We start from the raw sequence: 23,152 nt of genomic DNA, 5'->3' as shown, positions 1-23,152 counted from the left end.
CCCGTTACTGGAGACCGCTATGTCTCAGCATGGTCCTGTCCTGTCCCGCCGCGGCATCCTTCGCGCCGCCGCGGCCGTCACCGCCACCGGTGCCCTCGCGTCCTGTGGCAAGAACGACGACCAGGCCGCCGGCGGCGTCGTCGAGGTCGAGCTCTGGCACGGCCAGGTCGACACCGGCAAAGCCGCGATCGATGCCCTGATCAACGAGTTCAACCGCACGCACCCGGCGATCCGGGTGAACGGCGGTGGCGGCGGGGTCACCGCGGACAGCATGCTGCAGAAGGTCACCGCCGGTCTGGCGGCGGGGTCCTACCCGGATATCGCGTATATCTTCGGGTCGGACCTCGCCAGCCTGACCCGCAGTCCGAAGGTCGCCGACCTGTCCGGCACCCTGCACCTCGACGACTACTGGCCGGCCGCGCGCGAGGCCGTCACGGTGAAGGAAAAGATCCGAGCAGCACCTGCCTTGCTCGACTCACTGTGTCTTGTCTACAACAAGAAACTCTTCGCCACCGCTGGGCTCCCCGCACCCAAACCCGGCTGGACCTGGGACGACTTCATCAGTACGGCGAAAGCGCTGACCAACCCAGGCAAGGGCGTCTTCGGCACCGGCTGGCCGGGCGTCGGCGACGAGGACACGGTCTGGCGGCTCTGGCCGATGATCTGGGACCTCGGCGGCGACGTCGCGTCCGCCGATGGCAAGAAGGTCGCGTTCGATCAGGTCGGCGCCCAAGCACTCGGCACCCTCGACCGCCTGCGCACCGACAGATCCCTGTACGTCGACCCCAAGCCCGGCAGCGAACAGCTCTACCAGGTGTTCCTGGGCGGGCGGATGGGAATGGTTGCCACCGGCCCCTGGCAGCTTCCCGACCTCGCCGCCAAGGGACTCGAGTACGGCGTCGTCCCGCTCCCGTCGTACTCGGGAAAGCCGGTGACGATCTCGGGGCCGGACACCTGGACGGTCTTCGACAACGGCAAGGCCAAGGTCAAGGCCGCGAGTGAGTTCGTGAACTGGCTGATCCAGCCGCAGCAGGACATCAAGTGGGATGTCCAGGGCGGGAGTCTGCCGCTCAGCAAGGGGACTGCCGCTACCCCCGCCTGGACGAAGCACGCGACCGACACAGCTGGGCTCAAGGTATTCGTCGACGCGCTGGACTCGGCTCGGGTGCGTCCCACCATCACGGCGTACCCGAAGATCTCGCAGTTCCTCGGCGAGGCGATCGTGTCGGTCCTGCTCGGCAAGAAGAGCCCGGACGACGCGATCAAACAGGCCGTCGACGCATCGAACGCCGTACTGGCGGTGCCGAGCTGATGGCCAGCGTCGTCGGAACGTTCACGCTCGATCCACGGGCGAAGAAGGCCGCCAAGCGGCGGATGCGCGGCGAAGGTGCGACCGGGTGGGCGTTCGTCAGCCCGTCGGTGGTGATCATCCTTGGGCTCAGTGTCGTACCGGTCGTGTGGTCGCTGCTGCTGTCGTTCCAGGTCAGCGACCTGGTGTCGCCGAGCGAGTGGATCGGGCTGGCCAACTACAAGGCGCTGATCGCGGACCCGACTTTCGGTGCAGCGGTCAAGCACACGCTGATCTACACCGTGCTTTATGTGCCGCTGAGTGTTGTCGCCGGTCTCGCGATCGCGATCGCGCTGGACCGGAAGATCAAGTTCATCGGGCTCTATCGGACGCTCGTTTTCGTGCCGTTCGTCGTGTCCGCAGCGGCGCAGGGGGTGTTGTTCTCGTTCGTGCTCGACCCGGAGTTCGGGGTCGCGAATTCCCTGCTGCACAAGGTCGGGCTGCCCACCCAGGGCTTCTTCAGTGATCCCGGTCAGGCGCTTCCGCTGCTCGTTGTGATCTCACTCTGGAGCGGTACGGGCTTCTGCGTGATCGTCTATCTGGCCGGCCTGCAAGGGGTCTCGGCCGAGCTGGTCGAGGCCGCGCGGATCGACGGTGCAGGGCGATTCGGCGTCCTGCGGCATGTCGTCCTGCCTGCACTGTCTCCGGTGACGGTGTTCCTGCTGCTGTTCCAGATCATCGGTGCGTTGCAGCTGTTCGACCTCGTCTTCGTCACCACCAAGGGTGGGCCGCTCGGATCGACGACGGTGATCGTGTACTTCATCTGGGAGAAGGCATTCAAGAGCTTCACCGCCGGCTACAGCGCAGCGGCGGCCTATGCGCTGGCCGTTGCCTTGCTGGTGGTCGGCATTGGTCTGCAGATCTCGCGGCGGAGGGCAGCCCGATGAAGCGGCCTAGCGGCTGGCATCTGATGCTGGCGCCGATGGCGTTGTTGTTCGCGCTGCCACTGTTGTGGCTGCTGGTCAGCTCCGTGATGAGCAACGCGGAGATCAACCGCTTTCCACCGGCGCTGATCCCTTCACATATCGATCTGGGCGGCTATCGGTACGTCCTCGGCAACGCGCTGTTCCCGCGCTGGTTCGTGAACTCGATGATCGTCTCTGCGGTCGCGGTGACGGCGAACCTCGTCTTCGGCACGCTCGGCGGGTACGCGTTCGCGCGGATCCGGTTCACCGGGTCGAAAGTCGTCCTCGGGCTGATGCTGGCCACAATGGTGATCCCGTTCCAGCTGACGATGATCCCGACGTTCCTGGTGATGAAGAGCCTCGGACTGATCGACACCCTCGGCGCCCTGATCATCCCGTCGCTGGTGACGCCGCTGGCGGTGTTCCTCTTCCGCCAGTTCTTTGTCAGCCTGCCGCGGGAGCTCGAGGAGGCAGCCTGGATCGACGGTTGCGGGCGGCTACGGATCCTGGTGTCGATCGTGCTGCCGCTGGCCCGGCCGGCGCTGAGCACCGTCGCCGTACTGACTTTCCTGAGCACCTGGAACGACCTGACCTGGCCGCTGATCGCGATCAACAGCGACTCCAACTACACCCTCCAGCTCGGACTGACCACCTTCCAAGGCCAGCACCACACCCAGTGGGCCGCCGTGACGGCGGGCAACGTCATCACCGTGCTGCCGGTGCTGCTCGGGTTCCTGCTGGCGCAGAAGGCGTTCATCCGTTCGCTGGCTTCAACTGGACTCAAAGGCTGACCCTCGATGAAATATGACTTGTTAGTGATCGGCGACGCGAATCCCGACGTGGTCGTCGGGCCCGTCGAGCAACCGATCCTGTTCGGCCAACGGGAACGCTTGGTTCCGTCCGGCGCTTTATTGCTTGGTGGTTCGGCCGCGATCATGGCGTGTGGCGCGGCCCGGCTCGGGCTGCGCGTCGCCTTCGCCGGGCGCGTCGGTGACGATGCCGCCGGCAACTTTGTCCGTACGGCGTTCGCCGAGCGCGGAGTGGATGTGTCCGCGGTGATCGTGGACCCTTCGTTGCCGACGGCACTCACCACGGTGCTGACGTCCGGCGACGATCGCGCGATGATCACGTCGCTGGGCTGTCTCCCGGTCACCAGCGCGAACGACGTACCGACTGCTTTGTTGCGATCGGTGCGGCATGTGCACGCGTCGTCGTTCTACCTGATGCCTGAACTGGCTGCGGGGCTCGCTGGGTTGTTCAAAGAGGCCAAGGCTGCGAAGGCGACGACGTCGCTGGATCCGAACGACGATCCGTCGGGGCGTTGGGACCGAATGATCCTCGACCCGGTGCTGCGCGTGACGGACTACTTCCTGCCGAACGCCTCTGAGGCTCAGTCACTGACCGGGCATCCGTCGCCGCAGGACGCGGCGGGCATCTTGGCTCGGCGTGGTCCGCTCGTTGTCGTGAAGGACGGCGCGGCCGGTGCGCTTGCGCATGACGGCAGCAAGGTTTTGAGCGCACCCGCCTTGAAGGTGACGCCGGTGGATGCGGTCGGGGCTGGTGACAGTTTCGATGCCGGTTTCGTGGCCGCCCGGCTGAACGGATTCAGCCGGGTACGCGCATTGGCGGTTGCTGCTGCCTGCGGTTCGTTGTCGACGCGCGCCGCTGGGGGCACCGCTGCCCAGGCCGATTGGGATCTAGCGCTGGGGAGCGTGACCGCATGACTCTGACGAAGATTGCTTTCGTAGGCGCCGGCAGCGTGGTGTTCACACAGGGACTGTTGGCGGACCTGTTCGCGCTCGACCTCGGGCCAGTGCACATCGCCTTGCACGACATCGATCCGGAGCGGCTCGACACGGCGGCCGGGGCGGCGGCGTACATCGCTCGTGAACGTGGGGTGACGCCGCAGATCACCGCCCATCTTGACCGGCGGGCGGCGCTCGAGGGCGCGGACTTCGTGATCAACATCGTCCAGGTCGGAATGAATGCGGCGACGCGAATCGATTTCGAGATCCCGGCCCGGTACGGCGTGCGGCAGACGATCGGGGACACGCTCGGAGTCGGTGGGGTGTTCCGGGCGCTGCGGACATTCCCGGTGCTGAAGGCGCTGGCTGCTGATATTGCCGAGGTCTGCCCGGATGCGTGGCTGCTCAATTACACGAACCCGATGGTGATGAACGTCTGGTACCTGCAGGCGCTGGGCTTGCGGAAGGTTGTCGGGCTCTGCCATTCGGTGTACTGGACGATCCACGATCTGTCGGCGTTGATCGGCGTACCGTTCGATGAGGTCAGCTACCTCGCGGCTGGGGTGAACCACCAAGCGTGGGTGCTGCGGTTTGAGCACAAGGGTGTGAATCTGTATGACCGGCTGGACGCTGCCATCGATGCGGATCCGGAACTGCAGCGGCGAGTGCGGGTAGATATGTACAAGCGTCTCGGGTTCTATCCGACCGAGACGAGTGAGCACTCGTCCGAGTATGTGCCGTGGTACCTCCAGCATGAATCCGAGGTTGAGCGGCTGCGGCTGCCGGTTGGTGACTATCTCGGGATCGTCGAGGAGAACCTCGCGGCGTACGAGAAGACTCGCGATGCCTTGAAGGCTGGTACGCCGTTGGCGGTTGAGGGGACGATGGAGTACGCACCGCAGGTGATCCACAGCATCGTCACGGGGACACCGCGGACGATCTATGGGAACGTGCCGAACACCGGGCTGATCAGCAACCTGCCATCCGGCGCGGTCGTTGAAGTTCCTTGCCTGGTTGACAGTTTGGGAGTGCAGCCGACGGCGGTTGGCTCACTGCCTGCTCAACTCGCGGCTTTGAACCGGTCGTACTTGAGTGTGGCCGAGCTGGTGGTGCGGGCGGCGATCGAGGAGGATCCGCGGTCGATCCGGCAGGCCGTGATGGCCGACCCGGCGACCGCGGCGGCGCTACCGGTAGAACAGATCTGGGCGTTGTGCGATGAACTGGTCGATGCTCACAGCAACTACTTGGCACCGCCGTTGAGGGCTGCGCTCAGATAGGTGCGGTAGCCCGCGAAGCCGTCGAGGACCTCGGCGGCCGTGGGCCTTCCGGTAATGGCACCGACGCCTTCGCCGGCGTAGATCGAGGCGCGGGTGGTGTCGGCGGCCTTCGTACCTTCGACGTACTCGGTGTGGGCGAGGTCGTCGGTCTTGAGCTCCCGCTCGCGACCTTCCCACTGGTCGAAGTATGCGTTGCGCAAGGCTCGGCCGCCGAACTCGTCGGGCCAGCCTGCCCTCGATGCCGCGTCGAAGACGGTGCCGTACACGGTGTCTGTCTCGTCGGCCTCGATCACGCGCTGGGCGACTGCTTCTTTGGTGAGACCCTCGACGCAGGTGAGGAACGCCGTACCGATCCAGCCGCCGGCGGCGCCAGCAGCCAGTACGGCGGCCAGTCCGCGGGCACCGGAGATACCGCCGCCCGCGAGTACCGGGAGGTCGGTCAGGTCGAGGATCGCCTGGAGAAGTGGCAGCGTGCCGACGGCGTTGCGTCCATGGCCGCCTGCTTCGGCACCGCGGGCGACGATGATGTCCACGTTGGCGTCGATCGCCTCGCGGGCGTCCGCGACAGTGCCGGCTTGGGTGGCGACTGCGATGCCCTCGGCTTGCAGTGGGGCGACATACGGGGCGTAGTTGCCGAAGCTGAGCGAGACGAGGGCTGGTTTGAGCTCCAGGACCGCCTCGAGGTGTTCCGGGCGCTCGTCGACCGACCAGGCCATCAGGCCGACGCCGTACGGCTTGCCGGCAGCGGCCGCGATCGCACCTTCGGTGCGGATCCAGTCGGCGGTCACCGCGGAGCCGGCGCCAAGCATGCCGAGCCCACCGGCCGCCGAGATCGCAGCGGTGAGCTTCCCGCCACTCACGTTGGCCATCGGTGCGCCAATCACCGGAACCGTCAGTCCGAACTTCTCCTGCAGCCACATGGTTCTAGAGCACCACACTGCCCTTTCCCGCCGCCATGTCCCACACCACATCCCCCGCCACCCGACCTTGAGCACGGCCCAACCACTCCGGCAGGCGTCACGTGGTTGAGGGGTGCACAAGGTGACCCCGCCACCCGACCTTGAGCACGCCTCAACCACTCCGACCGGCCTCAAGCGGTTGAGGGGTGCACAAGGTGGCTTACGGGGTGGGGGTGGCGGTCCGGCGATCGTTGCGTTCGCTGGGTGGGAGTGAGTGCGGTTGTCGGGTGCGGTTGTCGGGTGCGGTTGTCGTCGGCTGGACCCGAAAAACTCACCGATAGCGCGAGCTCCGGGCATCACGTACCTCAGCCACAGCCCGTCAGCCCTAGGCAACGTGTGCTTCGGTCGCCGACCTCGCCATCTCCCTCAGCCGTCTGCTGGGCGCGCGCGAAGCTTTCAGTCGACCGCCGGAGGCGGTCGGGTCGCGCGGCGGGCCAGGTGAGCGACTCGGCCGGCCACGTCGGGTTGTGGGCTGAGGTTGGCGTCGGCCGATCAAAAGACGGGGTGGCTGGGCGATGCGGTGGCTGAGGGGGATGGTGCGGTCGGTGACCGCGCTCACCGTTGCCTGGGGCTGACGGGCTTTGGTTGCGGTCGGAAAAGAAGTCTCGCGGGTAACCGTTGCTGGCTGGCTGGCTGTGGTTGCGGTCCGGGAACGACGCCGGCGGGTTCGCAGTTGCTTGGGGTGGACGGGCCTTGGGGTCCGCGAAATAGGGCGCTTCGGTGATCGGGCTGTACAGACCGACTGTTGGTAGGCGAACGGAGCGGGCGTGCTGCAGGGTGACGGAGGCGCCGAAAAGGGGTGCTGGTAGGCGTAGTAACAGTCGGTGTGTACGCAACCGGCGGATCCCACTCAGGCGCCGGAGCGGCCGCAGCCCCGGCAACGCCGGGTCACCCACACATCGAGCAGGAGAGCCGAAAATGAGGGGACCTCCCCTCACGTTGCCGGTTCTCCCCTCAAAATTTCAGGGGAGAACCGGCAACTTGAGCGGATATCCGGTCAAATTTCGACGGGCGAGGGCCGCCGTAGTGAGGGTGGTGGGTGTTGGCGGTTCGCTGCGGGGGTGGTGGATGCCGCCACGCCTGGCCGGGCCGGTTCGACCGCAGTTGGCTAGGGTCGAATGGTCTGCAAACGAGGGTGGGGGTGACCGCGGTGCCTCTTGAGGGTGAGTACGCGCCTAGTCCGGTGCAGTGGGTGCGCGAGCAGGCTGAGTTGTACGAGAGTTCGGACGGCACACAGGCGGCGACGCTGTGGGACACGGGACTGCCAATCGTATTGCTCACGACCCGCGGTGCGAAGAGCGGCAAGATCCGCAAGATTCCGCTGATGCGCGTGGAGCACGAGGGACGCTATGCGGCCGTGGCGTCGAACGGCGGGTTCCCGCGTCACCCGGTCTGGTACTTCGACCTCAAGACCGGTCCGAAGGTGGAACTTCAGGACGGCCCAGCACGCCACGAGATGACGGCTCGCGAGCTCGACGGCGACGAGAAAGCCGCCTGGTGGGACCGTGCGGTCGCCGCGTATCCGCCGTACGCCGAGTACCAGCAAGCGACCGACCGCGTGATCCCCGTCTTCGTGCTGGAACCCCTGTAGGGACACCGGAGCGGGGGAAGACGAAAGGCCGGCCCCCTCAGGGGACCGGCCTTCGTTGGTAGTGAGTTAGAACTTGTAGGCGTCCGAGGCGGGGTCGCCGTGGCAGCGCTTGTACTTCTTGCCGGATCCACACGGGCACGCGACGTTGCGCGGCGTACCGGCGTACATCAGCGAACCCTCGTCGACCGCGTCGCCCATCACGGAGACCTCGTCGTCACCGTCGATCGTCGGCGCCGAGTAGGTCAGTCGCTGGGGCTTCTTGTCGCCGGTGAGGCCCTTGGCGCGCAGCCGCGGGGTGTCGCGCGGGCGTTCCTCGTCCTGGACGCGGCCGGGGAACTCCGCCACGGGGGCACCCGGGGTGAGGATGTCCTCGACGCGGCGGCCCTCGAGGCCGGCGCCGTTGAGGTCGAGGTTGACGCCGGCTGCTTCCGCCTGCGCCGCGGACTCCATCTCGGCGCGCATGGCCTCGATGTCGACCTCGACGTTGAAGATGAAGGCGACCGACTCTTCCTTGATCGACTCCATCATCGCGGCGAACATGTCGTAGCCCTCGCGCTGGTACTCGACCAGTGGGTCGCGCTGCGCCATCGCGCGCAGGCCGATGCCCTCGCGCAGGTAGTCCATCTCGTAGAGGTGCTCGCGCCACTTGCGGTCGAGGACGCTCAGTACGACGCGTCGCTCGAGCTCGCGCATCGCGTCCTCGCCGAGCAGCTCCTCGCGGCGCTCGTAGGCCTCGTGGGCGTCGCCGATGAAGCGCTCGACCAGGAAGTCCTGGGTCAGGCCGGACTTGTCGCCGCCGGCCTCCTCGATCAGGTCCTCTTCGGTGATCTCGGTCGAGTACAGCGTCTTCAGCGCAGTGAACAGGGCGTCCAGGTCCCAGTCCTCGGCGAAACCGTCGGCGGTCGCGCCCTGGACGTAGCCGGTGACGGTCTCCTCGAGCATGTCCGACACCTGCTCGCGCAGGTCGGCGCCCTCGAGCACGCGGCGGCGCTCGTCGTACACGACGTGCCGCTGGCGGTTCATCACGTCGTCGTACTTGAGGATGTTCTTCCGGGTCTCGAAGTTCTGCGACTCGACCTGGGACTGTGCGGACGCGATCGCCTTGGTGACGATCTTGTTCTCCAGCGGCTGGCTGTCGTCGTCGTTGCGCGACATCGCCCAGTCGACCATCTCGCGCTTGAACAGGCGCATCAGGTCGTCCTCGAGGGACAGGTAGAACCGGGACTTGCCCGGGTCGCCCTGACGGCCGGCGCGACCGCGCAGCTGGTTGTCGATCCGGCGGGACTCGTGGCGCTCGGTGCCCAGCACGTACAGACCGCCGGCCTCGCGGACCTCGACCTGCTCGTCCTTGACCTGCTTCTCGAACTGCTCGAGAACGCTCGGGTACTCCTCTTCGTACTGCTCCGGGAACTCGGCCGGGTCGATCCCGCGGGCCCGCAGGTCCTTGTCGGCCAGGTGCTCCGGGTTGCCGCCGAGGATGATGTCGGTACCACGGCCGGCCATGTTGGTGGCCACCGTGACGGCGCCCTTGCGGCCCGCCTCGGCGACGATCGCGGCCTCACGCGCGTGCTGCTTCGCGTTCAGCACCTCGTGCGCGATGTTCTCCTTGCGGAGCTGCGCGGACAGCCGCTCGGACTTCTCGACGCTGGTCGTACCGACCAGGATCGGCTGCCCGGTCTCGTGCACCTCGACGATGTCCTTGACGACGGCCTCGAACTTGGCGTCCTCGGTGCGGTAGATCAGGTCCCGCTCCTCGACCCGGATCATCGGCTTGTTGGTCGGGATCGGGACGACGCCGAGCTTGTAGACCTTGGAGAACTCGGCCGCCTCGGTCATCGCCGTACCGGTCATGCCGGCCAGCTTGTCGTAGAGGCGGAAGTAGTTCTGCAGCGTGATCGTCGCGAGGGTCTGGTACTCCTCCTTGATCTCGACCTCCTCCTTGGCCTCGATCGCCTGGTGGAGACCCTCGTTGTAGCGACGGCCGTGCAGCGTGCGGCCGGTGTGCTCGTCGACGATCAGCACCTCGTTGTCGACGACCACGTAGTCCTTGTCCTTGCGGAACAGGTCCTTGGCCTTCAGCGCGTTGTTCAGGTAGCTGATCAGCGGGGTGTTGGCCGACTCGTACAGGTTGTCGATGCCGAGCCGGTCCTCGACCTTCTCGATGCCGCGCTCGAGGATGGCCACGGTGCGCTTCTTCTCGTCGACCTCGTAGTCGGCGACCGGGCGCTGCTCCTCGGGGATCTTGTCGTCGGCGATCCGCGGCTTCAGCACGCCGGCGATCTTGGCCATCTCGACGTACCAGCGCTGGGAGTCCTCGGCCGGTCCGGAGATGATCAGCGGGGTCCGGGCCTCGTCGACCAGGATCGAGTCCACCTCGTCCACGATCGCGTAGTTGTGCTCACGCTGGACGCAGTCCTCGATGCTGGACGCCATGTTGTCGCGCAGGTAGTCGAAGCCGAACTCGTTGTTCGTGCCGTAGGTGATGTCCTTGGCGTAGGCCACCCGGCGCTCGGCCGGCGACATGTCGGGGAGGATCACGCCGTAGTCGAGGCCGAGGAAGTGGTACACCCGGCCCATCCACTCCGCCTGGTACTTCGCCAGGTAGTCGTTCACCGTGACCACGTGCACGCCGCGGCCGGACAGCGCGTTCAGGTACGTCGGCAGCGTGCCGACCAGCGTCTTGCCCTCACCGGTCTTCATCTCGGCGATGTTGCCCAGGTGCAGCGCCGCGCCGCCCATGATCTGGACGTCGTAGTGACGCTGGTGCAGGGTCCGCTTGGCGGCCTCCCGGACCACGGCGAACGCCTCCGGGAGCAGCGCGTCCAGCGACTCACCGTTGCTGTGACGTTCCTTGAACTCCGCGGTCTGGCTCCGCAACTCCTCGTCGGTCATGCCGACGAAGTCGTCCTCGATGGAGTTGACCACTTTCGCGATGCCCTGGAGCTGACGCAGGATCTTGCCTTCGCCGATCCGCAGGACCTTGTCGATCACCTTCATGGTGGGGAGTTCTCTCCTTGCTGCTGTCGCCTGGTTGCGGCCGATCGATACAGTCGGGCACGGCCCGCTGGAACGGCGTGCGACCCCCATCGTACGGGGCGAGGTGTGCCAAGCCACGCCCGCAGCGTGCCCTTGCCCGTAACACACCCACGCTCAGGCGTGCCCGAAAGTTCCCGTTGCCGCGTCAAGAACCTCGCAGGGCGTCACTGAGCGCTGGCGAAAGGTCACCGCCGCCAGTGACATGGACCTGGTCCAGCCCCATCCAGCCCGCCATCTGCACCAGCTCCGCGGCCAACTCCTCCGCGGTCTCCAAAGGCGCCTTCGGCTCCGAGTGCGCCGACTGGACGAGCAGGACGCCGGCTGCCCGATCCGCCTTCAGGTCGACCCGGGCCACCAGCTTGTCCCCGAGCAGGAACGGCAGCACGTAGTACCCGTGGATGCGTTTCTCGGCCGGGACGTAGATCTCGATCCGGTAGTGGAAGCCGAACAGGACCTCGGTCCGGGTCCGCTCGAACACCAGCGAGTCGAACGGGCTGACCAGCGCCCGTGTGTTCACCCGCCGCGGCAGTCGCGCGTCCCGATGCAGGTACGCCGGCCGCCTCCACCCCTCGATCTGGACCGGCAACAGCTCCCCCTCCTCCACCAGCTCCGCAATCGCCTGCGCGGTCGGAGCGGGCGACGTACGGAAGTAGTCCTTGAGGCACTGTGCAGTCGCCACCCCATGCGCCCGCGCCGCGATCGACACCAACCCACGGTGCGCCTCGTCCAGCGTCGGCGTCGGGGTGTCCACGACCTCACGCGGCAGAACACGCTCCGGTACGTCGTACTCCCGCTCGAACTGCTGGTTCCGCCGAGCGACGGTGACCTCGCCGGCGAAGAACAGGAACTCCAGCGCTCGTTTCACGTCGGACCAGTTCCAGCCCCAGTTCTCCTTCGACCGTTCCACGTCGTCATCGATCTGCCGCGCCGTCAGCGGTCCGTGCTCCCGGACATCCGCCAGCACCTGCTTGACCAGATCCGGACGCTCCTGAGCGATCGACCGCGGACCGCCCCACGCCTCGGTGGTCACCCGCGCCATCCGCCATCGCATCAGCGGGTGCGTCTCGACCGGGATCAGCGAAGCCTCGTGCGCCCAGTACTCCACCAGCCGCCGCGGCGACTTGCCGGACGCCTTGTCGAGCAGGGTCCGGGGGTACGGGCCGAGTCGTGAGTACAGCGGCAGGTACTGCGCGCGGCTCAGCACATTCACCGAGTCAATCTGTATCAACCCGATCCGGCCCAGCACCCGACCGAGCGCCCGAGCGTCGGGAACGCCCTTCGGACGGGGGTCCATGAACCCCTGGGCAGCCAGCGCCACCCGCCTGGCTTGGGCCGTCGACATCACCTGGGTATTCACGTCACGGATTCTGCCTGGGCCCACCGACAGAATGGTGGACCGGGCGCTATGCAGGCGGCAGGAGCACCAGGTACGTCGCGACGGCCGGTGGCAGCGGTGCTGGGAAGAGCCCGCGGTCGGTGAGGTCGTCGAGGGTTTCGAAACGGCCGTGGTGTTCGCGGCTGTTGACGATCAGGGCTGCATGCTGGGCAGTGACTCCGGGGATGCGGGTCAGGACACCGGCGGGGACCTCGTTCGGGTCGATCAGGCCGCCGTCCTCGTACTCACGCTGCAGGTGCGGGCGGCCGATGCCGAGCGTGCGGGCGAACCCGGGGTCGCGCTCGAGCACCTGTCGGGCCCGGTTGCGCTGGTCCAGCGCGGCCAGCCCGCGGATCCGCCGTACCGACACTGGGGCGATGGTGACGCCGACGTGGATCGCACTGGCGACGAGGACGAGGAGCAGCAGGAAGAGACCGAGGTAGTTGGCGACGCTGACGCGCTCCGCCTCGCCAGTGATCGCGAGCACCGCACCGGCCAGCCACGCGACCAGGTAGGCCGCCGCAACCCGAGCGAGAAAGCGGCTGTGGCGTAGGTAGGCGACAACGGCCAGCAGTACGCCGCCGCCGAAGCCGAAGGTGACCACAGTGATCAGTACGGCGACAGTCTTCATCAGCGCGCGCCCGAGCAGCGGGCGTTGCGGCGGGATCAGGTCGGTCATGCTGACCGGCCAGCCGCGTCCCAGCGACCAGTCACGTCCACCACGGCGCAGGACCTGAGTAGTAGTCGTCGCCGACCGCTGCTCCCCCGGGATCAGCGACGGGTCATTGCTCGAGATGCGCGCTTGCAGTTGCTGCAGCTCGGGTCCGGGCTCTACGCCGTACTCCTCGACCAGGCGCTCCTGCAGATCCCGGTACGCCGCCAGTGCGTCGCCAGACCGCCCAGACCGGTGCAAGGCCAGCATCTGTACGCCGCGCAGTCGTTCGCGCAGCGGGAAGGCCTGGGCCAACGCAGGGAGCTCTTGGGCCAGCGGGAGGTAGTTGCCGAGCTCCAGCTCGATCTCGGCGCGGTCCTCGATCGCACCCGCACGCAGCTCGGTCAGATGGCGACGGGCCTCGTCGAAGATCGGACCGGTGAGTCCTTCGAACGGTTCACCACGCCAGAGGCTCAACGCCTGCTGGAGTTGCTGTGAGGCCTCCGCCAGCTGACCGGACTGCCGGAGCGCGCGAGCCGACTGGACCTGCGCCTCGAAGTCGTCGGCATCCGAACCACCTGTGCCGACAGCCACTCGGTAGCCACCGGGCTCCAGTACGAGCAGCTCACCGGAGCTCCGGGGTGCCCGATCCGGTTCCAGCACGCGGCGCAGTCCTGCGACGTACTTCTGAACGACGTTGGTGCCGTTGACGGGTGGCTCGTCGGCCCAGACCGCGGCGATGATCCGCGCGGTGGGCACCACCTGGTTCGGTGCGGCCAGCAGGGTCGCGAGCACCGCCTGCTGTTTGGCGGGACCCAGCGGCAGCTCTTCCTGCTCACGGGTCACTCGCAAAGGTCCGAGAATCTCGAACCGGACTGCACTCACCGGCGCTCCTCCTTGGGGGCGTCCTGGACTGGGATCACCAGGACGACGTCAGCGATCTGCCGCGGCACCGGCGAGGGGAACATACCGCGTGCGACCGCATCCTCCAGCGACCGGAACGGTCCCCGCGCGTTGCGCTCGGCAATGATCAGTACGGCGTGCATCGGCGGAATCCCTGGCAGGGTACGCAGAACCTGCTCCGGAGCGCTGTTCAGATCGACCATCACGCGCGGCTGCGCCGTACCGGTGGTTCGGGCAGGGACGAGCCATGCCGCCTGAAGACCGGCCAGCACTGTGCTCAGCAGCAACCCGGTCATCGCCACCGCGTCGATCAGCACGAAGTCCTCGGTGTCCACCCGCTTGTCGGCGATGGTGAAGAACACGATGGACGACACGAGATAGCCCAACGCCGCCAGGCCCAGCTTCCAGCTGCGACGCCGGATGGCCAGCCCACCGATCAGCGGAGCGGCGGCGATGCCCATGGTCGCCGACGGCAGCAGCCCTGCCGCCACCTTGAGAGTCCAGCCCTTCCAGCCCAGCGGAGCAGACGCCGGCTCCGGCCAGTAGTGGGTCAGCACCGGTTCGGCGTCGACAACGGGCGCGGGCGGCGGCCGATCGTTCTGCAAGATCTGACGGTAGGCCGCTTCCAGCTCAGGACTCGGCCGACCACCAACGAGTTGCAGTGCCTGCTGGTACGACGTGAGCGCGTCGGCCTGCCGACCGGTCCGGTAGAGCGCGAGCAGGTGCACTGCCCGGAGACGCTGGCGTCGTGGGTACTCCGCAATCAGTCGGGAGAGCTCGGGAAGCAGCGCCTGTTCCCTGCCCTGCTCGAGCTCCAGCTCCGCCCACTCCTCCAGAGCCGCAGCACGGTCACCGGCCAACTGAGCGCGGGTCGCGTCGAAGTAACCACCGGTGAGACCGGCCAGCGGCTCGGACCGCCACAGCCCTAGACCAGTCCGGAGCTCAGCGGTCGCCTCGGCGCGGCAACCAAGCGCACGCAGCCGACGGGCCTCCCCGACGTGGGCGGTGAACACATCGAGGTCTGAGCCGCCCGGAGCCACAGACAGCTGATAACCCGCCGGAGTGAGCGTGAGCAACTGCCCGGCCGCACGCGGGAGCCGGTCCGGCTCCAGAACCCGCCGCAGCCCGGCGATGTACTTCTGTACGACGTTGGCGCCGTTCGCCGGCGGCTCGTCACCCCAGACCTGATCGACGATCTCACTCGCCGGTACGGCGTGGTTCGCGGCGAGCAGCAGTGTCGCCAGGACCGCCTGCTGTCGAGCCGGGCCCAGCTCGAGCTCCTGGCGGCCGCGATACGCCCGCAACGGTCCGAGCAGCTCGAACCGGACGGAGTCCTCCACCGGCGCATTCTATCCAGGCAGCAGGGGCCGACCAGACCGGAATCAGGAGCCTCTGCGGTACGACGGCAGTGCGAGCGCAGTGGAACGGCAGCGGTGCGCAGTGAAACCGCAGCAGCCCGGAGTCCGCCGTACCGCATAGTTCGAACCAGACGCCGGCCGATCGGGCCGCCGTACGGAGAGAAAGCCCACCGCCATCATGTCCTTCCCCTGGATCCGCACCATCGCCACGACCGCTCTGCTCGCCGCGGCCACGACCGCCTGCGGCCCGGCCAAGCAGCCGGTCAGCCAGCCCTCGTCGACGCCGCTCACCACCACCAAGGCCGACGTGACCACGCCGACCCCGACCCCGACGCCCACCGGTGTCGCCGGCCTGGACGCCAAGGCTCTGTTCGCCAAGTCCAAGGCGGCCATCCTCGCGGCCGACAGCGTCCGGCTGCGCGGCTCGTTCGTGGACGAGGGTGCGAAGACCGCCATCGACGTCAACCTGACCAAGACCGGCGGGCAGGGCACCTTCACGGTCGACGGCAGCCCGATCGGGATCACCGTCATCGGCAAGACCGCCTACCTGCAGCTCAGCGAGAAGTACCTCCGGGCCCAGGGCAAGGCGGAGAAGGACAAGCCCGCCGAGATCAACGCGACCGTCGCGATCCTCAAGGGCCGCTGGATCAAGCTGACCAAGAAGGACGGCGACTTCCAGGACTTGATCGACCTGGTCACCCGGGACACCTTCGTCGCCGGGACCTTCCAGCCGTCCGGAGCACTGACCAAGAAGCCGCAGAAGACCGTCGACGGCGTCCCGTCGATCGGGCTGAACGACGGCGAGGGCACGCTCTGGGTGGACAGCACCACCGCCCGGCCGGTCCGGATCGAACTGGGCACCGACGGCGAGTCCTTCGGGTTCAGCGACTACAACAAGATCAAGGCCCCGACGGCGCCGGCGAAGGACAGCGTGATCGACGGGAAGCAGATGGGCCTCTGAGGGGTCATAACTCCGGTGTTACCGCAAGTGAGAGGTGTGCTACCTCAGGTAATCGGGAGAGGGTCGTCGAGGAAGCCGTGCCGCCCGCACGGCTCCTGACCCCTGGAGTGTGAGGCATGACAGCAAGACTGCAGCTGGTACGCGCCCTTCTCGCCGCCGGAGCCCTGAGCGCGGCGTCCCTGGGCGCGGTCGCGGCCACCGCGACCGCAGCACCGGCCCCGGACGGCCCCAAGACCCGCATCGTCGGCGGCACCATCGCCCACACCGCGGACACCCCGTGGGCCATCCAGCTCTCCAACAGCGGCTCACCGGCCTCAACCGGTGAATGGTGCGGATCCACGCTGGTGAAGGCGAACAAGATCGTCACCGCCGCACACTGCTCCCAGGAAGCCGCCAGCACCTACACCGCGATCCAGGGCCGGGACGTCCTCACCGACAAGTCGACTGGTAAGGAATCGAAGATCAGCAGCATCTGGGTGGACCCGGAGTACGGCAAGCAGCCCGGCCACGACGTCGCGGTGATGACGCTGGCGACCCCGTTCGACGGCGTACCGACGCTGGCGCTGGAGACCGACAAGGCCGCCGACGCTGTCGGCGCCGCCTCGGTCGTCTACGGCTGGGGCGGCACCGAGGGCACCGGACCGGAGGACACCTTCCAGAAGGTGGACGCGCCCGTCCTGGGTGACGCGTACTGCGAGGACGTCTACGCGAGCCAGGGCTACACGGCCGAGGGCGAGATCTGCGGCGGCTTCAAGGAGGGCGGCAAGGACTCCTGCCAGGGCGACTCCGGCGGCCCGCTCGTCCTGAACGGCCGCCTGTTCGGCGTCGTCTCCTGGGGCATCGGCTGCGCCGACGCCGGCAACCCGGGCGTCTACGCGGAGGTGGCGACCTACGCCACCGAGCTGCAGGGCCAGATCGGCTAACACAGAGAGACCTTCACAGGGGAAGGCGAAAGGGCCCGGATTCCGCGAGGAACCCGGGCCCTTTCTGTGGCTTCTAGACCGCCAGGCGGATCACGCCGTAGTCGTAGCCGCGCCGCCGGTAGACGACGCTGGGCTGGTTGTCGTCGGCGTCGACGAACAGGTAGAAGTCGTGCCCGACCAGTTCCAGCTCGTAGAGGGCCTGGTCAAGGGACATCGGCTTGGCGGTGTGCGTCTTCTCGCGCATCACCAGGGGACCGTCCCCGGTGACGGTCAGCGAGCCGACCTTGTACGTCGCCACTTCGTCCTCGGCGACGGTGTCCTCCACCACCGGGTCGTTGCCGTTCACCGGCTGCTTGGCGTTCAGGTGCCGCAGGCCCTCGGGCGTGCGCCCGCCGTGCACGCGGCGACGGTCGGCCGCCTTGCGGACCTGGGAGCTGAGCCTGTCCAGGCAGACGTCGAAGGCTGCCTGCTTGGTCTCACCGCACGCTTCCGCGCGGACCACCGGACCCTTGGTGTACATCGTGAGCTCGACACGCATCGCCCGGTCGTGCTGTCGCGGGTTCTTCTCCTGGCTGACTTCCACCTCGCACCGCAGTACCCGGTGGTCGACCTTCTCGATTCGCTCGAGTTTTTCCTCGACGTACTGCCGGAAGCGGTCACTGACCTCGCAGTGATGACCCTTGACAACGACGTCCACGGAAACCTCCATCGATCGGCGACTTCTTCTTACGTCTCCGGACCCCCGACGGTTCGGAATTCCTCTCCTTGCTGAGGACTACAGGTGCTGGGGAGCCCGAAACGAAAGACACCCGTCGTGGAGCCGGTCGGAGTCCGCGGCCAGGAATCCGGCTGATCCGGTCCTGCGCCACTCGACTGCTCGACAAGCCCAAGCGGGTGTCATGCACCAACGCTAGTCGGCTTCGGCGAAAACCGGTAGAGAAGTTCTCATGAACCAGACGGTAAACGTCTCGGGGTCGCGGCGACCACGGCACAGCCGAGCACCGGAATTCCCTGTGATTCCAGGGCTCGGCACGCCTCGGCAAGCGTGGAGCCGGTGGTGATCACATCGTCCACGACTACGATCGGTTGATCCGTCAGCAGTTCAGCCCAGCGCGAACGGAGGCCGAAAGCCCCGGCCAGGTTGGCGGTACGGCGTTCCGCGGACAGGCCCGCCTGGTCGTCAGGACGTCGTACCAGCCGTAGTGCCGGAGCGAGCCGGGCCTCGATCCCCTGTGCACGCAGGGCCCGTACGGCGGCCCGGGTGATCCGCCGCAGCGGGTCGTGGCCGCGCTGGCGAACCGTTGCCCCTGCTGACGGAACCGGCACCAGCCACACACCGCCATGCTCCCCAAGAGCAGCCTGTACGGCGGTCGCCAGCGCTGCACCGAGCGGATGAGCCAACGGGTACCGGGCGTTCTCCTTGTGCGCGATGACGAGCCGGCGGATCTCTTCGCCGTACGGCGCGGCCGCGGTCGGCGGCGCCAGTCCGCTCGGCGGCGGATCCGGCCAAGCACGGAACGGAGTCAACCTGCTCAGGAGCCCCCGGCAACCATCACACAACGTCACGCCCGGCCGTCCGCAGCCGGCGCAGTCGCCTCCGAGCAGCAGGTCGACCGCGGCACCCCACACCCCACCACCTTGACCACTCCACCAGGCGTCCACAAGCGGCTCCCGGCCGCCTGTGGAAAACCCTGCGATTCAGCCGGGGTAGGTGGGGACCAGGTCGGCGAGCTTGTCGTCGCCCTCCGGGGTCACCCACTCGAGGTCGCGGGTCTGCCAGTGCACGTGCCCCTGGGGGTCCTCGAAGACCGGCAGGATGTTCGGGTTCGCGTTGGAGGCGATGGTCTCGATCCCGAACGGCGGGGTGCTGCCGGGCAGCGGCTGCGGGTTCGAGCCGTCCGCGTTCACGAACCACGGCTGGGCGAGGGTGCCCGAGGCCGACCGGCCGGCGACCAGGATGCCCTTCTTGGACCAGGCCGCGTCGGTGATCGCGACCAGCGGCACCTGAAGGTCGCGGATCTGTCCGAGCATCAGGCCCTTGCCGTTCGGGGCCGGCTGCACAGTGGCGGTCTGCACCGTGTTCTGGTGTGTCTTGGCGGACTTCAGCACCAGCAGCGCGCGGACTCCGTCCGGCGCCATCCGCAGCACCTGCGGCACGTCGCCGTGGAAGTCCACCGACAACGTCTCCACGACGCCGTCGCGGGTCCGGACCCGGAGTCGCGGCGCCGAACTGTCGGCCCGGTCCAGGATCCACAGATTGTCCAGGTTGTCGTAGGTGGGCCGCAGTACCCGGCCGTCGACGCCGACCAGCTTGGGCTTGGGTTCGTCCTTGGCGTTCTCGCCCGGGTCGAGTTTCGCGACGGCGACCACGTGCTTGCCGCCGTCCATGGTGACGATCGCGCCCGAGTCACCGCGCAGATTCACCGCGAACGACTCCGCGTCGTAGGGGTAGAGCTGGCTCGAGTTGAGCTCACGGACGGTCTGTTCGGAGGCGCCGTCGAGTCCGTCGACGCGCTGCACCTTGCCGCGCAGCAGGCCGTACGGGACGGTCGACGCGGCGGTGGGGGCGGCCGGATCGTTGTCGGTGAACGTCGAGAACTGGATCACACCCGGGTCTTCCGGCAGCAGCGGTGCGCCGTTCACGGTGATCTTGACCTTCAGGCTGATCTGGTTCAGCGTCCAGACGATCTGGGCCGCCAACCGGTGTCTGTCGTCGTCCAGCAACTGCCCGGCGACGTCGTTGAGCGCCACGGTCGCCTCACCGAGCTCGACCGGAACCGACACCTGGATGGCGGTTCCCGGCGGCGCGATCGAGATGGCGCCGTTGCCCAGCCGCTTGGTCGGGCCCCGCAGCAGCTCCTGGACCAGCTGGGTCGCGGCCTGCCCCGGGGACAGGTTGTTCTGCGCCAGGTAGACCGTGTCCGGGACCAGGGTCTTGCGGTCCCGGGAGAAGAAGTACAGGTCGCGCGGTGCGAGCTTGATCGCGAGCTGGTTGCTGCCCAGCAGCACCCCGGACGGGACCGAGTCGACCCGCCACTGCTCGTTCACCTTGACCATCTTGAAGGTGAACTTGATGTTCTTGTCGGCCGGTGCGGCCGGCGACCACTCGCCCCGGTCGTCGATGGTGGAGATCCTGGTCGCGGTCAGGAGGAAGTCGTCGTCGTCCGGAGTCACCTTGTCGTCGCCCTGGTCGTACACGATGGTGCGGACCTCGGGCTTCCACTTCGCCGCGGCCTGCGGGGTCATGTAGAGCCGGGCCTGCTCGAATCCGTTCCTGGAGTCCGACATGGCCTCCAGGAACCCGGCCACGATCGCGTCCGGCTTGGCATCCGCGCGCGGCGCTTTGGCCTGTACACCGACACCACCGGCGTCGAGGGCCAGGCCCTCCCGGTTGCTGTTCCGGATCGCGCCCTTGGTCGGCACCGTCGCGCAGCCCGACACCAGAAGCAGTCCGGCCAGCAGCACCACGAGCAAGCGGCGCCTCACAGCTCCTCACCGCCCGTCAGCTTCTGGTACGGCGCTCCGACGTCGACCAGCGACTTCTCCGTGATCACCCGTACGGCGTCCGCCGGGCGGGCCGGAAGCGGTGAGCCGGCCAGTGCGACATCGGGCCGGCGCGGCAGCGTGAGCCGGAAGTACGCGCCCTCACCCGGTGAGCCCCAGGCGTCGAGCCGGCCGCCGTGCAGCCGGGCGTCCTCCAGGGCGATCGACAGACCGAGACCCGTGCCACCGGTGGTTCGCGCCCGGGCCGGGTCGGCCCGCCAGAACCGGCTGAACACCATCTCGGCCTCCTCGGCGCGGAAGCCCACACCGTGGTCCCGGACCGCGACCGCGGCCGCGTCGTCGTCGTTCGCCGTACTGATCAGGATCGGCAGACCCTCGCTGTGCTCGATCGCGTTGCCGATCAGGTTCCGCAGGATGCGCTCGATCCGGCGGGCGTCGACCTGGGCGCGGCACTGCTCCGGCATGTTGAGCTGTACCTCGCAGCCCTTGGCCTGCAGCAGGGTCTCGTAGTTCTCCAGCACCCGGTTGACGATGTCGCGCAGGTCCACGTCCTCGAGGTCGAGCGCGGCCGCACCGGCGTCGAACCTGCTGATCTCCAGCAGGTCGGCGAGCAGCTCCTCGAACCGGTTGAGCTCGTTCTGCAGGAGCTCGACCGACCGGCGGCTCATCGGGTCGAACTCGTCGCGGGTCTCGTGCAGCAGGTCCGCGGCCATCCGGACCGTGGTCAGTGGCGTGCGCAGCTCGTGGGACACGTCGGAGACGAACCGGCGCTGCAGCCGGGACAGGTCCTCCAGCCGGCGGATCTGCCGCTGCAGGTTGCTCGCCATCTTGTTGAACGAGACCGCCAGCCGAGCCAGGTCGTCGGTACCGCGGACCTGCATCCGCTCCTCGAGCTTGCCGGCCGCGAGCCGCTCCGCGATCCGGCGTGCCATCCGGACCGGCGTGACCACCTGCCGGGTGACCAGCCAGGCCACTGCGCCGAGCAGGACGACCAGCAGCAGCCCAGCAGTGATCAGAGCCTGCTGTACGACGTCCAGCGTGTCCTGCTGCGCAGTGAGCGGGAACAGGAAGTAGACGGCGTACCGGTCCTGGGTGCTGGTGATGCGCAGCTGGGAGCCGATGACCAGACCGGGCGCGCTGGTGTTGTCGCTGTACTTGATGACCGTGTAGGTGTCCCACAGCTTGGAGTCGTTGCTGTTCACCGACGAGACCAAAGCCTGCGGGAGCGAGTCGCTGTCGACCAGTCCGGTGTAGCGGATCGCGTTCGAGCCGGTGTTGCCGATCGGGACGAGCAGCACGTCGTACAGGCCGGGGCGGTTGGCGCCGAGCACCAGCTCGGAGAGCCGCTGGTTGATCGTCGTCGGGTCGGCCGCATTCAGCTGGGAGGTCAGTGACGTCAGCTGCGCGACCGCTTCGGCCTGGGCACTGTCCCGACGGGACTCCAGCACACCGTCCGTGACCTGGCTCATCATCACCCAGCCGACCAGCAGCAGCACGACGGTCGACATCAGCAGGGTGCCGGTGACGATCCGGGCCTGGATGGAGCGCCGCCAGATGTCCGGCCAGTACTTCGGGTGCGTGCGCCAGAGCGGTTGTGGGTAGGCATGCCACTCAGCCGCGGCGGACGTCAGCTCCAGCTCGGTACCGCGCGGCTCGGCCACCTCCTGCTCGGGCGGGGCCGACTGATCCGGCCCCACCGGCGCGGCGGGGTCGGAGACAGCCTGCGACTCGTGGTCGCGTCCGTACTCGATCAGTCCGCACCAGCCTTGTAACCGACACCGCGGACCGTCACGACGATCTCCGGGTGCTCAGGGTCCTTCTCGATCTTGGAGCGCAGCCGCTGGACGTGCACGTTGACCAGGCGGGTGTCGGCGGCGTGCCGGTAACCCCAGACCTGCTCCAGCAGCACCTCGCGGGTGAAGACCTGCCAGGGCTTGGAGGCCAGGCAGACCAGCAGGTCGAACTCCAGCGGCGTCAGCTGGATGGTCTCCCCGGCCCGCTTCACCGAGTGGCCGGCCACGTCGATGGTCAGGTCGCCGATCGTCAGCGACTCCGGGCCGGGCTCGTCCATCCGGCGCAGGCGGGCCCGGATCCGGGCCACCAGCTCCTTCGGCTTGAACGGCTTGACCACGTAGTCGTCGGCCCCGGACTCCAGGCCGAGCACCACGTCCACGGTGTCGCTCTTCGCGGTCAGCATCACGATCGGTACGCCGGACTCGGCCCGGATCGCCCGGCAGACGTCGATCCCGTCCATCCCGGGCAACATCAGGTCGAGCAGCAACAGGTCGGGCTTGAACTCCCGGAACGCCGGTACCGCCTTGTCACCGGTCGCGCACAGATAGGTGTCGTACCCCTCGTTGCGCAGCACGATGCTGAGCATCTCCGACAACGCAGTGTCGTCGTCGACGATGAGAATGCGACCCCGCATCGTCCGGTTACCATCTGCCACGCGCTGCTCCTTGCCGTCCGACTCGTCGTGCGCCCGGTGCATGCTGTCCGTCCGCACTACGGATAGTGTCCCATTCCCTGGGTAGTGCACACGCCGGATCGCCGATTGACCCCGGTTTGGGCTGTGATCATGGTGCACGGCCCGGCGACGCGACAACTCGGGGTGC

General features: G+C 67.7%; 18 protein-coding genes. 8 read left to right on the top strand and 10 right to left on the bottom strand.

All coding sequences use genetic code 11. The features are described 5' to 3' along the window. Positions 1–19 precede the first annotated feature (19 nt). The 5 genes from ACFVWG_RS29220 to ACFVWG_RS29200 are packed head-to-tail and all read left to right on the top strand — an operon-like array spanning position 20 to position 5,275. Positions 20–1,312 carry an ABC transporter substrate-binding protein gene (locus tag ACFVWG_RS29220; RefSeq protein ID WP_391546635.1) on the top strand — a complete coding sequence of 431 codons (1,293 nt, stop codon included), beginning with the start codon at positions 20–22 and terminating at the stop codon, positions 1,310–1,312. Next, a complete protein-coding gene (locus tag ACFVWG_RS29215; RefSeq protein WP_391546634.1) occupies positions 1,312–2,235 on the top strand; it encodes a carbohydrate ABC transporter permease in 924 nt (307 codons plus the stop codon). Before ACFVWG_RS29220 ends, ACFVWG_RS29215 begins: the two co-directional genes overlap by 1 nt. Beyond that, the gene (locus ACFVWG_RS29210; protein ID WP_391546633.1) at positions 2,232–3,044 is read left to right on the top strand and encodes a carbohydrate ABC transporter permease; all 813 of its coding nucleotides are present in this window, start codon (positions 2,232–2,234) and stop codon (positions 3,042–3,044) included. The genes ACFVWG_RS29215 and ACFVWG_RS29210 overlap by 4 nt, the downstream gene beginning before the upstream one ends. Before the next feature lie 6 nt (positions 3,045–3,050). Further along, positions 3,051–3,977, top strand: coding sequence for a carbohydrate kinase family protein (locus tag ACFVWG_RS29205; RefSeq protein ID WP_391546632.1), 927 nt, complete (start codon positions 3,051–3,053; stop codon positions 3,975–3,977). Beyond that, positions 3,974–5,275 (top strand): alpha-glucosidase/alpha-galactosidase, encoded by a 1,302-nt coding sequence (locus tag ACFVWG_RS29200; RefSeq protein WP_391546631.1) that lies wholly within the window; start codon positions 3,974–3,976, stop codon positions 5,273–5,275. The genes ACFVWG_RS29205 and ACFVWG_RS29200 overlap by 4 nt, the downstream gene beginning before the upstream one ends. On the opposite strand, the gene ACFVWG_RS29195 is transcribed toward ACFVWG_RS29200, so the two are convergent. After that, positions 5,239–6,195: an NAD(P)H-dependent flavin oxidoreductase gene (locus ACFVWG_RS29195; RefSeq protein WP_391546630.1), complete on the bottom strand. Its 957-nt coding sequence runs from the start codon at positions 6,193–6,195 to the stop codon at positions 5,239–5,241. The genes ACFVWG_RS29200 and ACFVWG_RS29195 overlap by 37 nt on opposite strands. A gap of 1,189 nt (positions 6,196–7,384) precedes the next feature. Between ACFVWG_RS29195 and ACFVWG_RS29190 the strand changes: the two genes are divergently transcribed. Then, the gene (locus tag ACFVWG_RS29190) at positions 7,385–7,825 is read left to right on the top strand and encodes a nitroreductase family deazaflavin-dependent oxidoreductase (RefSeq protein WP_391546629.1); all 441 of its coding nucleotides are present in this window, start codon (positions 7,385–7,387) and stop codon (positions 7,823–7,825) included. Between the two features lie 66 nt (positions 7,826–7,891). On the opposite strand, the gene secA is transcribed toward ACFVWG_RS29190, so the two are convergent. From secA to ACFVWG_RS29170, 4 genes are all read right to left on the bottom strand, one after another. Then, complete coding sequence (secA, locus tag ACFVWG_RS29185; protein WP_391546628.1) at positions 7,892–10,822, bottom strand: preprotein translocase subunit SecA; 2,931 nt, start codon at positions 10,820–10,822, stop codon at positions 7,892–7,894. A 184-nt stretch (positions 10,823–11,006) separates the two neighbouring features. Next, the gene (locus ACFVWG_RS29180) at positions 11,007–12,203 is read right to left on the bottom strand and encodes a winged helix-turn-helix domain-containing protein (protein WP_391546843.1); all 1,197 of its coding nucleotides are present in this window, start codon (positions 12,201–12,203) and stop codon (positions 11,007–11,009) included. A gap of 61 nt (positions 12,204–12,264) precedes the next feature. After that, entirely contained in the window at positions 12,265–13,773 is a 1,509-nt protein-coding gene (locus tag ACFVWG_RS29175) for a BTAD domain-containing putative transcriptional regulator (RefSeq protein ID WP_391546627.1), read from the bottom strand. Beyond that, positions 13,770–15,131, bottom strand: coding sequence for a BTAD domain-containing putative transcriptional regulator (locus ACFVWG_RS29170; protein ID WP_391546626.1), 1,362 nt, complete (start codon positions 15,129–15,131; stop codon positions 13,770–13,772). The genes ACFVWG_RS29175 and ACFVWG_RS29170 overlap by 4 nt, the downstream gene beginning before the upstream one ends. A 196-nt stretch (positions 15,132–15,327) precedes the next feature. Between ACFVWG_RS29170 and ACFVWG_RS29165 the strand changes: the two genes are divergently transcribed. Then, positions 15,328–16,110, top strand: a complete 783-nt coding sequence (locus ACFVWG_RS29165; RefSeq protein WP_391546625.1) for a hypothetical protein — start codon at positions 15,328–15,330, stop codon at positions 16,108–16,110. A gap of 116 nt (positions 16,111–16,226) precedes the next feature. Beyond that, positions 16,227–17,033 carry a S1 family peptidase gene (locus ACFVWG_RS29160; protein WP_391546624.1) on the top strand — a complete coding sequence of 269 codons (807 nt, stop codon included), beginning with the start codon at positions 16,227–16,229 and terminating at the stop codon, positions 17,031–17,033. A 73-nt stretch (positions 17,034–17,106) separates the two neighbouring features. On the opposite strand, the gene hpf is transcribed toward ACFVWG_RS29160, so the two are convergent. The 5 genes from hpf to mtrA form a co-directional block, all read right to left on the bottom strand. Then, positions 17,107–17,730 (bottom strand): ribosome hibernation-promoting factor, HPF/YfiA family, encoded by a 624-nt coding sequence (hpf, locus tag ACFVWG_RS29155; RefSeq protein WP_391546623.1) that lies wholly within the window; start codon positions 17,728–17,730, stop codon positions 17,107–17,109. A 248-nt stretch (positions 17,731–17,978) separates the two neighbouring features. Beyond that, positions 17,979–18,662 (bottom strand): ComF family protein, encoded by a 684-nt coding sequence (locus ACFVWG_RS29150; protein WP_391546622.1) that lies wholly within the window; start codon positions 18,660–18,662, stop codon positions 17,979–17,981. Positions 18,663–18,731: 69 nt separating this feature from the next. Next, entirely contained in the window at positions 18,732–20,519 is a 1,788-nt protein-coding gene (locus tag ACFVWG_RS29145; RefSeq protein ID WP_391546621.1) for an LpqB family beta-propeller domain-containing protein, read from the bottom strand. Continuing rightward, on the bottom strand, positions 20,516–22,198 hold the full coding sequence (gene mtrB, locus ACFVWG_RS29140) for an MtrAB system histidine kinase MtrB (RefSeq protein WP_391546620.1): 1,683 nt from the start codon (positions 22,196–22,198) through the stop codon (positions 20,516–20,518). Before mtrB ends, ACFVWG_RS29145 begins: the two co-directional genes overlap by 4 nt. Positions 22,199–22,287: 89 nt before the next feature. Next, positions 22,288–22,965 (bottom strand): MtrAB system response regulator MtrA, encoded by a 678-nt coding sequence (gene mtrA, locus ACFVWG_RS29135; RefSeq protein ID WP_141859693.1) that lies wholly within the window; start codon positions 22,963–22,965, stop codon positions 22,288–22,290. Between the last annotated feature and the right edge of the window lie 187 nt (positions 22,966–23,152).

It is taken from the genome of Kribbella sp. NPDC058245, from assembly GCF_042882005.1.
Classification (GTDB): Bacteria; Actinomycetota; Actinomycetes; order Propionibacteriales; family Kribbellaceae; genus Kribbella.
Note: the sequence above shows the minus strand (reverse complement) of the source record. Positions and strands in the feature narration are given on the sequence as shown.